Source organism: Burkholderia sp. IDO3 (assembly GCF_003366075.1).
Taxonomy (GTDB): Bacteria; Pseudomonadota; Gammaproteobacteria; order Burkholderiales; family Burkholderiaceae; genus Burkholderia; species Burkholderia anthina.
On record NZ_CP028963.1, the window covers coordinates 928,828 to 943,044 of the forward strand.

Annotated in this window: 15 protein-coding genes; all 15 read right to left on the reverse strand. The window is 68.3% G+C overall.

Features of this window, described 5'->3' with window-relative positions; all coding sequences use genetic code 11:
• Positions 1-7: 7 nt before the first annotated feature.
• Complete coding sequence (locus tag DCN14_RS18760) at positions 8-688, reverse strand: urease accessory UreF family protein (RefSeq protein ID WP_096503457.1); 681 nt, start codon at positions 686-688, stop codon at positions 8-10.
• On the reverse strand, positions 675-1,307 hold the full coding sequence (ureE, locus tag DCN14_RS18765; protein WP_096503459.1) for an urease accessory protein UreE: 633 nt from the start codon (positions 1,305-1,307) through the stop codon (positions 675-677). The genes DCN14_RS18760 and ureE overlap by 14 nt, the downstream gene beginning before the upstream one ends.
• 17 nt (positions 1,308-1,324) lie before the next feature.
• Positions 1,325-3,031, reverse strand: coding sequence for an urease subunit alpha (gene ureC / locus DCN14_RS18770; RefSeq protein WP_096503461.1), 1,707 nt, complete (start codon positions 3,029-3,031; stop codon positions 1,325-1,327).
• 26 nt (positions 3,032-3,057) lie between these two features.
• Entirely contained in the window at positions 3,058-3,363 is a 306-nt protein-coding gene (locus DCN14_RS18775; protein ID WP_096503463.1) for an urease subunit beta, read from the reverse strand.
• Positions 3,364-3,376: 13 nt separating this feature from the next.
• Entirely contained in the window at positions 3,377-3,679 is a 303-nt protein-coding gene (locus DCN14_RS18780; RefSeq protein ID WP_096503465.1) for an urease subunit gamma, read from the reverse strand.
• 237 nt (positions 3,680-3,916) lie between these two features.
• Positions 3,917-4,792 carry an urease accessory protein UreD gene (locus DCN14_RS18785; protein WP_096503467.1) on the reverse strand — a complete coding sequence of 292 codons (876 nt, stop codon included), beginning with the start codon at positions 4,790-4,792 and terminating at the stop codon, positions 3,917-3,919.
• A 172-nt stretch (positions 4,793-4,964) separates the two neighbouring features.
• On the reverse strand, positions 4,965-5,657 hold the full coding sequence (gene urtE / locus DCN14_RS18790; RefSeq protein ID WP_096503469.1) for an urea ABC transporter ATP-binding subunit UrtE: 693 nt from the start codon (positions 5,655-5,657) through the stop codon (positions 4,965-4,967).
• 4 nt (positions 5,658-5,661) lie between these two features.
• Positions 5,662-6,522 (reverse strand): urea ABC transporter ATP-binding protein UrtD, encoded by an 861-nt coding sequence (gene urtD, locus DCN14_RS18795; protein WP_096503471.1) that lies wholly within the window; start codon positions 6,520-6,522, stop codon positions 5,662-5,664.
• On the reverse strand, positions 6,519-7,715 hold the full coding sequence (gene urtC, locus DCN14_RS18800) for an urea ABC transporter permease subunit UrtC (RefSeq protein WP_096503473.1): 1,197 nt from the start codon (positions 7,713-7,715) through the stop codon (positions 6,519-6,521). Before urtC ends, urtD begins: the two co-directional genes overlap by 4 nt.
• A gap of 6 nt (positions 7,716-7,721) precedes the next feature.
• Positions 7,722-9,341, reverse strand: a complete 1,620-nt coding sequence (urtB, locus tag DCN14_RS18805) for an urea ABC transporter permease subunit UrtB (RefSeq protein ID WP_096503475.1) — start codon at positions 9,339-9,341, stop codon at positions 7,722-7,724.
• Positions 9,342-9,485: 144 nt separating this feature from the next.
• On the reverse strand, positions 9,486-10,793 hold the full coding sequence (gene urtA, locus DCN14_RS18810; protein ID WP_096503477.1) for an urea ABC transporter substrate-binding protein: 1,308 nt from the start codon (positions 10,791-10,793) through the stop codon (positions 9,486-9,488).
• Between the two features lie 443 nt (positions 10,794-11,236).
• Positions 11,237-11,560 carry a rhodanese-like domain-containing protein gene (locus DCN14_RS18815; RefSeq protein ID WP_096503479.1) on the reverse strand — a complete coding sequence of 108 codons (324 nt, stop codon included), beginning with the start codon at positions 11,558-11,560 and terminating at the stop codon, positions 11,237-11,239.
• Between the two features lie 11 nt (positions 11,561-11,571).
• A complete protein-coding gene (locus tag DCN14_RS18820) occupies positions 11,572-12,228 on the reverse strand; it encodes a protein-L-isoaspartate O-methyltransferase (RefSeq protein WP_096503481.1) in 657 nt (218 codons plus the stop codon).
• 104 nt (positions 12,229-12,332) lie between these two features.
• Entirely contained in the window at positions 12,333-12,590 is a 258-nt protein-coding gene (locus DCN14_RS18825; RefSeq protein WP_096503483.1) for a hypothetical protein, read from the reverse strand.
• Positions 12,591-12,662: 72 nt separating this feature from the next.
• A complete protein-coding gene (hemN, locus tag DCN14_RS18830) occupies positions 12,663-14,054 on the reverse strand; it encodes an oxygen-independent coproporphyrinogen III oxidase (protein WP_096503485.1) in 1,392 nt (463 codons plus the stop codon).
• Positions 14,055-14,217: the final 163 nt, after the last annotated feature.

Sequence of the window (14,217 nt, forward strand, 5' to 3'; positions counted from 1 at the left end):
ATCGGATTCAGGAGCGGAACAACCGCGAATACTGGGTTTCGTGCCGCGCGGACAGGATGCCGAGCTGCGGCGCAAAGGTGTTGATCGCGTCGGGCGGCGTGGCGAGCGCGCGGCGCACGGCCGCGTCGATCGCGCCGCGCAGCGCGACGATGATGCGCTGGCCCGCGAGCTGGCCGAGCGGCACGGCCTTCAGCGCGGCCGACGTCTGGTTTTCGACCCAGCCGAACGCGTACGCGGCGAGCGTCGCGTCGGCGCCGGCGTCGTGCGCGGCGGCTGCATAGGCGAATGCGGTCGGCAGCGCGATCGGCGACAGCGACGCGAGCGTCGCGCGGCGCGCGGCATCGCCCCATTCGAGCGACGCGCAGAGCTGCGCGAGCGACCAGCCCATCTGTTCGGTCTCGCGGCGCAGCTCGGCCGATTCGCGGCTCGCGACGAACCACGCGTTCTCGCGTGCCAGCGCATCGGCGTCGTGCGCGTGCCAGCGTGCGAGCTGGTGCGCGAGGAACGGCAGCTCCCCGTGCGCGAGCACGTCGGTCAGCCCGCTCGCGATCCAGTCGCGCGCGGAGTCGGCATCGCGGATCAGGTTCGCGTCGAGCGCGGCTTCGAGTCCCTGCGAATAGCTGAACGCGCCGATCGGCAACGCGGGCGACGCGAGATGCAGCAGCGCGACGAGCTCAGTGGTGGTCATGGCCGTGGTGGCCGTGCGTGCAGCCCGGACCATGCTGATGATCGTGATCGTGATCGTGATCGTGCGAGTGCGAGTGCGAGTGCGAGTGGCCGTGGCCGTGGCCGTGGTGCTCGCCGAATACCTGCTGCGCGAGCGCATAGTCTTCGGCGAACGTCGCATCGTGCCCGTGCCTGTGACCGCCGCCGTACGCACCGGCTTCCGGCTGGAACGGCGCGCGCGTCTCTTCGACCTGCGTGCCGAGCCGGCGCAGCATGTCCGCGAGCACCGGGTCGGCTTCGAGCTTCAGGTAACCGTCGCCGATCTCGACCGGCGTATGGCGGTTGCCGAGGTGGTACGCGGCGCGCATCAGCGTCAGCGCGTCGGCCGCGCGCACGCGCAGCACCGTTTCGGGGGCGGCGGCGACGCGCACGAGCGCGCCGTCGTCGGCGACCAGCACGTCGCCGTCGCGCAGCACGGTGCCGCGCGGCAGCAGGACCGCGACGTCCTCGCCGGTGTCGAGCGTCGCCGCGAGGCGGCTCTTGCAGCGGGCGTCATAGGCGAGCGTGAGGGTCGGCGCGCGCGCGACGAGCGACGCGGCGAGCTTCACGTTCGGGGCAATGCGTTTGTCGAGGGTGCGCATGGAACGAGAACCGGCAATCAGAACAGGAAATAGCGCTGCGCCATCGGCAGCACCGACGCGGGCTCGCAGGTGAGCAACTGCCCGTCGGCGATCACGTCGTAGGTTTCGGGATCGACGCTGATCGACGGACGCCATGCGTTGTGGATCATGTCGGCCTTCGTCACGTTGCGGCAGTTGCGCACCGGCACGATGCGCTTCGCGAGCCCGTAGCGTTCGGCGATGCCCGCATCGGCGGCCATCTGCGATACGAAGGTCAGCGACGTGCGCGCAAGCGCACCGCCGCGCGTGGCGAACATCTCGCGGTAGTGCACCGGCTGCGGCGTCGGGATCGACCCGTTCGGGTCGCCCATCTGCGCGACCGCGATCATCCCGCCCTTCAGGATCATCGACGGCTTGATCCCGAAGAACGCCGGCTCCCACAGCACGAGGTCGGCCCACTTGCCGGGCTCGATCGAGCCGACTTCGTGCGCGATCCCGTGCGTGATCGCCGGGTTGATCGTGTACTTCGCGACATAGCGTTTCGCGCGGAAGTTGTCGTTGCGCGCGCCGTCCTCGGGCAGCGCGCCGCGCTGCACTTTCATCTTGTGCGCGGTCTGCCACGTGCGGATGATCACCTCGCCGACGCGGCCCATTGCCTGCGAGTCCGACGACAGCATCGACAGCGCGCCGAGGTCGTGCAGGATGTCCTCGGCCGCGATCGTCTCGCGGCGGATCCGCGATTCGGCGAACGCGAGATCCTCGGCGATCGACGGATCGAGGTGGTGGCACACCATCAGCATGTCGAGGTGTTCTTCGAGCGTGTTGATCGTGTAAGGGCGCGTCGGGTTGGTCGACGACGGCAGTACGTTCGCCTCGCCGCACACCTTCAGGATGTCGGGCGCGTGGCCGCCGCCCGCGCCTTCGGTGTGGTACGTGTGGATCGTGCGGCCCTTGAACGCGGCGACCGTCGATTCGACGAAGCCGGCTTCGTTCAGCGTGTCGGTGTGGATCGCGACCTGCGTGTCGGTGTCGTCGGCGACCGACAGGCAGTTGTCGATCGCGGCGGGCGTCGTGCCCCAGTCCTCGTGCAGCTTCAGGCCGATCGCGCCGGCGGCGACCTGCTCGACGAGCGGCTGCGGCAGGCTCGCGTTGCCCTTGCCGAGAAAGCCGAGGTTGATCGGCCAGCCGTCGGCCGCCTGCAGCATCCGCTCCATGTGCCACGGGCCCGGCGTGCAGGTCGTTGCATTGGTGCCGGTGGCCGGCCCCGTGCCGCCGCCGAGCATCGTCGTGACGCCCGATGCGAGCGCCTCGTCGATCTGCTGCGGGCTGATGAAGTGGATGTGGGTGTCGATGCCGCCGGCGGTGACGATCAGCCCTTCGCCGGCGATCACTTCCGTCGCCGCGCCGATCGCGATCGTCACGCCGGGCTGGATGTCGGGATTGCCGGCCTTGCCGATCGCGGCGATGCGGCCGTGCTTGATCGCGATGTCGGCCTTCACGATGCCCCAGTGATCGAGGATCACCGCGTTCGTGACGACCGTGTCGGGCACGTCGGCGGCCACGCGCTGCGACTGGCCCATCCCGTCGCGGATCACCTTCCCGCCGCCGAACTTCACTTCCTCGCCGTAGATCGTGTAGTCGCGTTCGATCTCGATCAGCAGCTCGGTATCGGCGAGCCGCACGCGGTCGCCCGTCGTCGGCCCGAACATTTCCGCGTACGCGCGGCGGCTCAAGCGTAGTGTCATGTTGCTGTTCCTGAAGAGCGGGGCGCTTACAGCGGCCCCATCACCTTGCCCTGAAAACCGTAGACGACGCGCTCGCCAGCCAGCGCGACGAGCTCGACGGTGCGCGTCTGGCCCGGCTCGAAGCGCACGGCCGTGCCGGCCGCGATGTTGAGCCGGAAGCCGCGCGCGGCCGCACGGTCGAACGACAGCGCGTCGTTGACTTCGAAGAAGTGGTAATGCGAGCCGACCTGCACGGGGCGGTCGCCGGTGTTCGCGACGACGAGCGAGAGCGTGGCGCGGCCCGCGTTCAGTTCGTGTTCGCCGTCGTCGGTGAGGATTTCGCCGGGGATCATGCGCGGGCCTCGGTCACGGAATCGGGTGGTGGACGGTGACGAGCTTCGTGCCGTCGGGGAAGGTCGCCTCGACCTGGATGTCGGGGATCATCTCGGGGATGCCTTCCATCACGTCGTCGCGCGTGAGCAGCGTCGTGCCGTAGTGCATCACCTCGGCGACGGTCTTGCCGTCGCGCGCGGCTTCCATCAGTGCGGCGGTGATGAACGCGACCGCTTCCGGATAGTTGAGCTTCAGTCCGCGCGCACGGCGGCGCTCGGCCAAAAGGGCCGCCGTGAAGATCAGCAGCTTGTCCTTTTCTCGGGGAGTCAGTTTCATGAAGGCAATCGTTCAGGAAAACGTAATTTTTATCGGTGCTCAGGGTTCCGGCGAATGCGCGGGTCATCGTAGCACCGCGCCGTTTTTCGTGCGTCGTGTATCCGTTATGTAAGCAGCAAGGTATGTGCCATGTCGTCGGCGCGCACGGCCATGCGCGTTCGTGGTGCGCGATGCATGAAGCGCATGCAGCGCCGACGCCGCGCTGCGCCGAAATGGTGCGCGCCGTGTATGGCGCGCTCAGGTTTGCCAGATTCGCAACGGCCGTGCGTCGACGCCGTGCACGATCGGCCGCAGGTGCAGCCAGCAGTCGGTGAAGAGGCGCTGCAGCGCTTCCATCGACGTCGACAGCGCGCGCACCAGCACGACGCCGGGCGCCACGCAGGTTGCGCCCGCGCGCAGCGTGTCGTCGAACGGCAGTTGCGCGGCGAGTGCTTCGGCGAGCGCGGCGTCGCACGTGGCGCCGGCCGCCCACAGCGTGCCGTAGGCGGGGAAGCCGGCGAGGCCCTGCAGCGCGCCGCGCAGCGGATCGCGCGCGTCGAGCAGCGCGCGCTCGGTCCACAACGGCCGGCCGTCGGCGTCGACGAGCGCCGACGTGGACGCGATGCGGCCCGCCGACCACGCTTCGCCGGCTGCCTGCCGGCCGAGTTGCGTCGCGTCCCAGCCGATCGCGCTCGCGCCCGCGCCGAGCGTCACCGTGAAGTCGAGCGTGGCGTGCGCCGCGTCGAAGAACAGGTTGTTCTGCGGCAGCCAGTCGAGCTTTGCGTGCGCGCCGAGCGCGATGCCGATGCGCTGGGTCGCGTCGAGGCCGTTCGACTTGTACCACTTGGTCGCGCCGGGTGTCGTCAGCACCGCGTGCGTGCCGTCGCCGAGCGCGATGTCGACGTCGAGCCGGTCGCCGCCCGCGACGCCGCCCGGCGGATGGAGGATCACCGCGTGGCAGATCGCATCGCCTTCCGGATACAGCGGCCGCTGCACGCGCAGCGGGCCGTCGTGCAGCCGATGCGCGAGCGTCGTGCGCGCGCCGTGCCGTTCGAAGCCGAGTTCCAGGCGGCCGTGCCACGACTTGGCGATGGCGGGGCGGGACAGCGAGGCGTGGGAGTCGGGAGCGGACATCGGCGGGAAGCGGGAGGACGGAGGAGCAGGCGCGGGCGCGGCGGACGTGGATGCAACCGCAACACTATACGATTCAGCTTTCGCGTGGCTGAATGCGGCGTGGACGACTGGCGGCAGCGCCGACGCTTGCCGGGCCGTTGCCGCCCGGCACCGTCGCGCGCCGTCTGCGTCGCTACACGGCGATCAGCTCGCGCACGCCGTTCGTTTCCATGTCCCGCGCATCGCCGCCCGCGACGATCTCGCCGCGGCTCATCACCCAGTAGCGATCCGCGATCGAGCGCGCGAAGTCGTAATACTGCTCGACGAGCAGCACGGTCATCTTCGATTCGTCGACGAGCTGGCGCAGCGTGCGGCCGATGTCCTGGATGATCGACGGCTGGATGCCCTCGGTCGGCTCGTCGAGGATCAGCAGTTGCGGCTCGCTCATCAGCGCGCGACCGATCGCGAGCTGTTGCTGCTGACCGCCCGACAGGTCGCCGCCGCGCCGGGCGCGCATGTCCTTCAGCACCGGGAACAGGTCGTAGATGCGGTCGGGCACCTTCGACGGCGCGCGGCGGCTTGCCGCGCCGACGAGCAGGTTCTCCTCGACGGTGAGACGCGGAAAGATGTCGCGGCCCTGCGGCACGTACGCGAGCCCGGCGGCGACGCGCGCATACGGCGGCAGCGCGCCGAGCGCCGTGCCGCGCCACGACACGCTGCCGCTTTTCGCTGCGACGACGCCCATCAGGCAGCGCAGCAGCGTGCTCTTGCCGACGCCGTTGCGGCCGAGCAGCACGGTGAGCTTGCCGTCGTCGGCGGCCAGCGTCACGTTGCGCAGGATATGGCTGCCGCCGTAGTACTGGTTCAGTGCATCGATCTTCAGCATCGCATCATCGTCCGAGGTAAGACTCGATCACCGCGTCGTCGCGCTTGACCTGATCGAGCGTGCCTTGCGCGAGCACCGCGCCTTCGGCCATCACCGTCACGCGGCCCGTGTCGCCCGCGAGCGCCGCGACGAAGTCCATGTCGTGCTCGACGACCATCATCGAGCAGGTGCCGCGCAGCGTGTTCAGCAGCGCGGCGAGTTCCATCGTCTCGTGGTCGGTCATCCCGGCCGCCGGTTCGTCGAGCAGCAGGAGCGCCGGGCGCTGCATCAGCAGCATGCCGATCTCGAGCCGCTGCTTCTGCCCGTGCGACAGCTCGCCGGCCGCGCGATACGCGTCGCTTTCGAGGCCGATCAGCGCGAGCGTCTCCTCGATCTTCGCCTGCGCATCGCGGTCGAGCCGCGCGCGCAACGACGCGAGCCAGCCCTTGTCGGTCTGCATCGCCAGTTCGAGGTTTTCCCACACCGGATGCTGTTCGAACACGGTCGGCTTCTGGAACTTGCGGCCGATCCCCGCCCGCGCGATTTCCGGCTCGTTCATCCGCGCGAGGTCGAGCGTCTGGCCGAGAAACACCTTGCCCGCGTCGGGACGCGTTTTGCCGGTGATCACGTCCATCATCGTCGTCTTGCCCGCGCCGTTCGGGCCGATCACGCAGCGCAGCTCGCCCGCGTCGATCTCGAGCGACAGCTTCTTCAGTGCGCGAAAGCCGTCGAAGCTCACTTCGATGTCCTCGAGGTAGAGGATCGTGCCGTGCGACGTGTCGATGCCGGGCGGCACGACGCGGCCCATCGATGCGGTGCCGCTGACGGTCAGCCCGTCGTCGTCGGGCGGTGGTGGCGTGAACTGGTAGAGCGCCGTGCCGTTCATCCGCGTTTCCCCTTTGCGAGTAGCGTGTCGACGAGGCCCATGATGCCGCGCGGCAGCAGGAGCGGCACCAGCACGAAGATCAGGCCGAGAAAGAACAGCCAGTATTCGGCGAAGTACGCGGTGAAGAAGCTCTTCGCGCCGTTCACCGCGAACGCGCCGACGATCGGCCCGATCAGCGTGCCGCGCCCGCCGACCGCGACCCAGATCGCCATTTCGATCGAGTTGCCGGGCGACATCTCGCCGGGATTGATGATGCCGACCTGCGGCACGTACAGCGCGCCCGCGATCCCGCACAGCACGGCCGACAGCGTCCACACGAACAGCTTGTACGCGAGCGGGCTGTAGCCGAGGAACATCAGCCGCGTCTCGCCGTCGCGCACCGCGGTGACCACGCGCCCGAGCTTGCTGGCGACGATCGCGCGCGCGACGAGGAACGCGAGCACGAGCGTCGCGAAGGTCAGCAGCAACAGCACCGTGCGCGTGCCGGGCGACGTGATCGGAAACCCGGCGATGCGCTTGAAGTCGGTGAAGCCGTTGTTGCCGCCGAAGCCCGTTTCGTTGCGAAAGAACAGCAGCATCGCGGCGAACGTCAGCGCCTGCGTGATGATCGACAGGTATACGCCCTTCACGCGCGAGCGGAACGTGAAGAAGCCGAACACCCACGCGAGCACGGCCGGCACGAGCACGACCAGCGCGAGCGCCCAGGCGAGATGCTGCGTGCCGCTCCAGTACCACGGCAACTGGTGCCAGTCGAGGAACACCATGAAGTCGGGCAGGTCGCTGCCGTACTTGCCGTCGCGGCCGATCTCGCGCATCAGGTACATGCCGATCGCATAGCCGCCGAGCGCGAAGAACAGCCCGTGGCCGAGGCTCAGGATCCCGCAGTAGCCCCACACGAGATCGAGCGCGAGCGCGGCGATCGCGTAGCACATCAGCTTGCCGGCGAGCGTCATCGCGTACGCGGACAGATGGAACGCGCTCGACTCCGGTGCGACCAGCGCGGCGAGCGGCACGCCGATGCCGATCGCGACGCACAGCGCGACGAGCGCGAGCCATGCGCGGCGCGACAGCAGTGCGGGGCGGGGCGGCAGGCCGAGCGCGAAGCGTTCGCCCGCGCGCGCGGCGGCCGCGGCAGGCTTCGGCGCGTCGGCAACCGGGTTCGACAACGAATCGGTGATTGAAGGTGAAGTCATGTCAGGTCAGGCCTCCGCGCTGCGTCCCTTCGGGGCGAACATGCCCTGCGGACGTTTCTGGATGAACAGCACGATCATCACGAGCACCGCGATCTTCGCGAGCACCGCGCCCCAGAACGGCTCGATCGCCTTGCTGACGAGGCCGAGCCCGAAGCCGCCGAGCACGGTGCCGGCGATCTGGCCGACGCCGCCGAGCACGACCGCCATGAACGAATCGATGATGTAGTTCTGCCCGAGGTCGGGCCCCACGTTGCCGATCTGCGACAGCGCGCAGCCGCCGAGGCCCGCGATGCCCGCGCCGAACGCGAACGCATACGCATCGACGCGCGCCGTCTTCACGCCGACGCACGCCGCCATCCGGCGGTTCTGCGTGACCGCGCGCACGAACAGGCCGAGCCGCGTCTTCGTCAGCACGGCCCACGCGACGAAGACCACCGCGAGCGCGAACGCGAGGATCGCGAGCCGGTTGTACGGCAGGATCAGGTTCTGCATCACGGTCACGCCGCCGCTCATCCACGACGGGTTCACGACCTGCACGTTCTGCGCGCCGAACAGCATGCGGGTCGCCTGGATCAGGATCAGGCTCACGCCGAAGGTCGCGAGCAGCGTCTCGAGCGGGCGGCCGTACAGGTGCCGCAGCACGAGCCGTTCGAGCACGATGCCGACCAGTGCGGCCGCCGCGAACGACGCGGGCACCGCGACGAGCGGATACCAGTCGAACGCGGCCGGCGCATAGCGCTGGATCAGCGTCTGCACGACATAGGTTGCGTACGCACCGATCATCAGGAATTCGCCGTGCGCCATGTTGATCACGCCGATCAGCCCGTACGTGATCGCAAGGCCGAGCGCCGCGAGCAGCAGCACGCTGCCGAGCGACAAACCGGCGAACATGGTGCCCGCGATCTCGCCGCGGCGCTGCAGCGTGTGCAACGCATCGAGCCCTTGCTGCGCGGCGTCGCGCACCTGCGCGTCGGGCTCCGCATAGCTGCCGTCGGCGTTCTTCGCGACGAGCGGGCGCAACTGCTCGATCATGTCGAGATCGTGGCGCGCAGCCACCACCTGCACGGCTTCGAGGCGCTTCGCCGGATCGGCGTCGTGCAGCGCGGCGATCGCCCACAGTGCGTCGAGGCGGCGCTTCAGCGCGGGATCGGTTTCCTTGGCGCGTGCGCGGTCGATCATCGGCTTGAGCGCTGGGTCGGGCGACTTCAGCAGCGCGTCGATCGCGTCGCGACGCGCGGCGACATCGGGCGACGCGAGCGCGAGACCCGACAGCGCGCCGGCGATCTTCGTGCGCAGCAGGTTGTTCAGCATCACCGGCTGCGCGTCGCCGGCCGGCGTCGCGGCCTGCGTGAGCGCATCGTGCGCGGTGTCGCCGGTCTGGATCAGCAGGTGGCCGTCGCCGGTCGCGAGCGCATCGCCGGTCGACAGCGCATTGAGCAGCGCGACGGCGCGCGGATCGGCATCGGTCGCGAGCCGATCGACTGCGGCCGCTTTCGCGTCGAAGTCGTCGCCGGCGAGTGCGGCGGCATCGGCGGCCGTCAGCGCGAATGCGGCGCGCGGCAGCATGCCCGCCAGCGCGGCACAGGCGACGACCGCGACGGCGGCGCGGCGAAAGCGTGTAGGCATCGGGAGATCCTGTCGGGCGTAGGAAAGCGAATTCATGTGGCAGTGCGTGCGCGAGCGCGGTTCGTTACCGTGAGTGCCGGCGGTCGCGCACGTATGTGCAAGCGAAACGCCGCACCGAAGTGCAGCGCTTCGCTTCGCATCGCATCAGGCCAGCGCGGCGCGCTGCCGGCGCAGGAACGCTGGAATCGAGCTGACGATGTCCGGCTTGCCCTGGTTGCCCGCGATGAACGGGCTCCACGGCTGCGCGCGGACCACGGTCTTCGTCTTCCACACGACGTTGAACTGTCCGTCGCCGCGGATCTCGCCGATCATCACCGGCTTGTGCAGGTGATGGTTGCCGTCCATCGCGAGCGTGAAGCCCGACGGCGCGGCGACCGTCTGGCCGATCATCGCGACGCGCACCTTGTCGACGTCGGTGCTCTTCGCCTTCTCGACGGCCTGCTTCCACATGTGGATGCCCACATAGGTCGCCTCCATCGGATCGTTGGTCACGCGCTTCGCGCCGCCCGGCAGGTTGTTCGCCTTCACCCACGCGGCGAACTGGTCCTTGAACTTCGTGTTGGTCGGGTTCTTCACCGACATGAAGTAGTTCCACGCGGCGAGATGGCCGACGAGCGGCTTCGTGTCGATCCCGCGCAGTTCCTCCTCGCCGACCGAGAACGCGACCACCGGCACGTCGGTCGCCTTGATCCCCTGGTTGCCGAGCTCCTTGTAGAACGGCACGTTCGAATCGCCGTTGATCGTCGACACCACGGTCGTCTTGCCGCCCTGCGCGAAGTTCTTGATGTTCGCGACGATGGTCTGGTAATCGCTGTGGCCGAACGGCGTGTAGACCTCCTGAATGTCGGCGTCCTTCACGCCCTTCGATTTCAGGAACGCGCGCAGGATCTTGTTGGTCGTGCGCGGATATACGTAATCGGTGCCGAGCAGGAAGAAGCGCTTCGCGCCGCCGCCTTCCGCGCTCATCAGGTATTCGACGGCCGGGATCGCCTGCTGGTTCGGCGCGGCGCCCGTGTAGAACACGTTGCGCGACATTTCCTCGCCTTCGTACTGCACCGGGTAGTAGAGCAGGCCGTTCAGCTCCTCGAACACCGGCAACACCGACTTGCGCGACACCGACGTCCAGCAGCCGAACACGCACGCGACCTTGTCCTGCGTGAGCAACTGGCGCGCCTTCTCCGCGAACAGCGGCCAGTTCGACGCGGGATCGACGACCACCGGCTCGAGCTTGCGGCCCATCACGCCGCCGTTCTTGTTGATGTCGGCGATCGTCATCAGCGCCGTGTCCTTCAGCGACGTTTCGGAGATCGCCATCGTGCCCGACAGCGAATGCAGGATGCCGACCTTGATCGGGCCCGTGCCCGCATCGGCCGCGTGCGCGAACGGGCTCTTGCCCGCCAGCGCGAGCGCACCGGCCATCGAACCGAACTTCAACAGACTGCGACGTTTCATCGGGTTCCCCTTGACGTGTTGGATTGGCGTGCGCCGTGACGGCGCCTGCATCGGGGTAACGCAAGGCATGTGCCAGTCGCGCGGATGCACGCCGGGCGTGCCTGTGCGGGGAGGGCGCGGGGCGTCGGCGCGGTGCGCATGACGCGTCGTGCAGCATGTACGACCCGTTGCGGTGCGTGCGTGCGCAAATGGTGCACGGCGTGCGTTCGTGTTCGAGCGCGGGCATCGCCGGCTGAACGGCGTGCACGATGTGACGGCTGTCGCGGGCAGCGAGACCGCGCGACATCGTCATCGCATGCTACGGGGGCGGGGGGCGGGGAGTGGGGCAGGGCGAAAACAGAAACGGGCGCGCCATGCGCGCCCGTTCGGCGGATCGGTGCGGCCGGCGGCAGCGTGCCGGTCGACGTGGCGGCGCGCGATGCGCCGCCGGGAAGGTCAGGTGCTCAGTAGCGCGGCACGGACGGATCGACGTCGCGCGACCACGCGTCGATCCCGCCTTGCAGGTTGTACAGCTTCGTGAAGCCGCGCGATTCGAGGAACATCGCGACTTGCGCGCTGCGCATCCCGTGATGGCACACGCAGACGATTTCCGCTTCGTCGTCGAGCTCCTCGCTGCGCGCGGGGATCTGCTGCATCGGGATCGACATGCTGCCGGCGATCTGCGCGGTCGAGATTTCCCACGGCTCGCGCACGTCGAGCACGATCGGCGCGGGACGTGCCGAATCGCGAAGCCATTCCGCGAGCATCGCAGGCGTCAGGATCTGCATGGGGCCGCCGCTCAGAACTTGAAGCGCGACGGTTCGATCGCGTTCACGAGGTGGTCGACGTAGGTTTCGAACACGTCGGCGACACGGTACTGCTTGTCGTCGATGCGCGTGATGATCTGCGCCTTCATCACCGGACGGCCGCCGACGAATGCCGACAGGCGGCCGCCGACCTTCAACTGCTCGAGCAGTTGCTGCGGCACGAGCGGCAGGCCGCCGGCGACACAGATCACGTCGTACGGCGCCTTGTCCGCCCAGCCGAGCGACCCGTCACCGAGCAGGACTTCCGCGTTCGTCACGCCGTCGTTGCGCAGGTTCTCTTCCGCGAACTTCGCGATGGCCGGATCGATCTCGATCGCCGTCACGTGCCGTGCGCGGTGCGCGAACAGCGCGCTCAGGTAGCCGGAGCCCGCGCCGATCACGAGCACGTTCTCGTGCTTCTTGACCGCCAGTTCCTGCAGCACGCGCGCTTCGACGCGCGGGAACAGCATCTTCGCGTGGCCGCCGGGCAGCGGCAGCTCGAGGTCGGCGAACGCGAGATCGCGATGTTCGGGCAAAACGTATTTTTCACGCTTGACGATCGACAGCAGACCCAGGACGTCGAGATCCAGCACGTCCCACGGCCGGATCTGTTGTTCGATCATATTGAAACGCGCGTTTTCGATATTCATGGTGTGGTCACGCAGCCAGGTCGGCCGTCAGCGGGGATAGAGAAACTTCGTAATTGTACCAAACGGGGCGGCGACCAAGCCTGCCGGCCGCGTGCAACAGACCTTTACCCTTTGCTCTTCTTGATCTGCGCTTCGAATGCGAGATCCAGCTTGCTCGCCTTGCGCGGTTTTTTGGGGCCGAATTCGTCGACGAACTTGACGAATGCATCGAGCGGCAGCGGCTCGCAGCGCTTCTCGGCGGTGCCGCCGGAGCGGTCGACGAGGTAGAACAGGCCGCCGGCCACCGCGACGGCCGCGAACTGCGGGTTGCCGGAGCGGGTTTTCAGGCGTTCGACTGCGTTGGTTGCTTTGGTGGTGCGCATGGGGCGGGTTCTTGCAGGGGCGTCGAGCCCCTAACTGTATCAAACCCGCCACCCGCCCGCGGCCGCGCGGTATCAGACGGTGCGCGAATAGCTGTGCCGCGGCGTCTGGCCGAGATACGCGTCGAACGCCATCGCGATATTGCGCACGACCATCCGGCCGGCCGGATGGATCGTCAGGCGGTCGGCGGCGATCGTCAGCAGCGTGTCGCGCTCGAACGGGCGCAGCGCGTCGAGCTCGCGCGCGAAGTGATCGGCGAAGCGGATGCCGTGCGCGGCCTCGATATGCGAGAACGGCAGTTCGAGGTTGCACATGAGCTGCGTGATCACGTCGCGGCGCAGCCGGTCCTCGGGCGTGAGCCGCACGCCGCGCGCGATCGGCAGCCGGCCCGCGTCGAGCGCGGCGCCATAGGCCGGCAGGTCCTTCGCGTTCTGCGCGTAGACGTCGCCGACCTTGCCGATCGACGACACGCCGAAGCCGACGAGATCGGTATCGGCCCGCGTGCTGTAGCCCTGGAAATTGCGCTGCAGCGTGCCGTTGCGCTGCGCGCGCACCAGCTCGTCGGACGGCCGTGCGAAGTGGTCCATCCCGATGTACACGTAGCCGGCCGACGTCAGCATGTCGATCGCGAGGCCGAGCAGCGCGATGCGCGTGGCGGGCGGCGGCAGCGCCGCGTCGTCGATCTGCCGCTGCATCTTGAACAGGTTCGGCATGTGCGCGTAGCCGAACACCGACAGCCGGTCCGGCGCGAGCTCGATGATCGTCTCGAGCGTGCGCGCGAACACGGCGACCGTCTGGTGCGGCAGCCCGTAGATCAGGTCGACGCTGACCGAATGGAAGCCCGTCGCGCGCGCGGCGCTCAACAGGTCGGCCGTCATCGCGAGCGGCTGGATCCGGTTGATCGCCTGCTGCACGACCGGATCGAAGTCCTGCACGCCGAGGCTCAGCCGGTTGAAGCCGATCGTGCGCAGGTGGACGAGCGTCGCGGGCGTGACCGTGCGCGGGTCGATCTCGATGGAGAACTCGGCGTCGGCGTCCGGCGCGAGCGTGAAGTGTTCGCGGGTGGCGGCCATCAGCTCGGCCGTTTCGGCGTCGGACAGGAAGGTTGGCGTGCCGCCGCCCCAGTGGAGCTGCGTGACCGGGCGGGCGGGGTCGAACAGTGCGGCCTGCAACGCCATTTCCCGTTTCAACTGGTCGAGGTACGGGCGTGCGCGGCGGCGGTTGTTCGTCGCGATCTTGTTGCAGCCGCAGTAGAAACAGGCCGTGTTGCAGAACGGGATGTGGACGTACAGCGACAGCTCGCTCGACGACGCACCGGGATCGCTCGCGGCGCGCACGTAGTCGGCCGGGTCGAAATCGTCGCGAAACTGCAGTGCGGTGGGGTACGACGTATAGCGTGGCCCGTTTGCGCCGTATTTCGCAAGCAGATCGGGACGGAACATCGTGTCGGCAGAACCGGAACTCATGGTGGTCTCGCGCTTTCTGGATGCTTTCGAGTATATAAACGCGCGTTTGGCCTGCATTGTGTAATAACGTCGCAGCCGGCGGTGGCACAATGCGCAGTGGGCTGCCGCACCCCGCGTCCGGTTGCCGCACCGTTTTTTGTTGTTCGTTCGAGAGAGCCGAGTG

Excerpts from the sequence above, each read along its gene's own strand:
- DCN14_RS18760 (WP_096503457.1), bottom strand. The coding sequence starts at position 688 with ATGACCACCACTGAGCTCGTCGCGCTGCTGCATCTCGCGTCGCCCGCG.
- DCN14_RS18775 (WP_096503463.1), bottom strand. The coding sequence starts at position 3,363 with ATGATCCCCGGCGAAATCCTCACCGACGACGGCGAACACGAACTGAAC.
- DCN14_RS18815 (WP_096503479.1), bottom strand. The coding sequence starts at position 11,560 with ATGCAGATCCTGACGCCTGCGATGCTCGCGGAATGGCTTCGCGATTCG.
- ureE (WP_096503459.1), bottom strand. The coding sequence starts at position 1,307 with ATGCGCACCCTCGACAAACGCATTGCCCCGAACGTGAAGCTCGCCGCG.
- urtA (WP_096503477.1), bottom strand. The coding sequence starts at position 10,793 with ATGAAACGTCGCAGTCTGTTGAAGTTCGGTTCGATGGCCGGTGCGCTC.
- DCN14_RS18780 (WP_096503465.1), bottom strand. The coding sequence starts at position 3,679 with ATGAAACTGACTCCCCGAGAAAAGGACAAGCTGCTGATCTTCACGGCG.
- urtD (WP_096503471.1), bottom strand. The coding sequence starts at position 6,522 with ATGAACGGCACGGCGCTCTACCAGTTCACGCCACCACCGCCCGACGAC.
- ureC (WP_096503461.1), bottom strand. The coding sequence starts at position 3,031 with ATGACACTACGCTTGAGCCGCCGCGCGTACGCGGAAATGTTCGGGCCG.
- urtC (WP_096503473.1), bottom strand. The coding sequence starts at position 7,715 with ATGACTTCACCTTCAATCACCGATTCGTTGTCGAACCCGGTTGCCGAC.
- DCN14_RS18785 (WP_096503467.1), bottom strand. The coding sequence starts at position 4,792 with ATGTCCGCTCCCGACTCCCACGCCTCGCTGTCCCGCCCCGCCATCGCC.
- urtE (WP_096503469.1), bottom strand. The coding sequence starts at position 5,657 with ATGCTGAAGATCGATGCACTGAACCAGTACTACGGCGGCAGCCATATC.
- DCN14_RS18825 (WP_096503483.1), bottom strand. The coding sequence starts at position 12,590 with ATGCGCACCACCAAAGCAACCAACGCAGTCGAACGCCTGAAAACCCGC.
- hemN (WP_096503485.1), bottom strand. The coding sequence starts at position 14,054 with ATGAGTTCCGGTTCTGCCGACACGATGTTCCGTCCCGATCTGCTTGCG.
- urtB (WP_096503475.1), bottom strand. The coding sequence starts at position 9,341 with ATGCCTACACGCTTTCGCCGCGCCGCCGTCGCGGTCGTCGCCTGTGCC.
- DCN14_RS18820 (WP_096503481.1), bottom strand. The coding sequence starts at position 12,228 with ATGAATATCGAAAACGCGCGTTTCAATATGATCGAACAACAGATCCGG.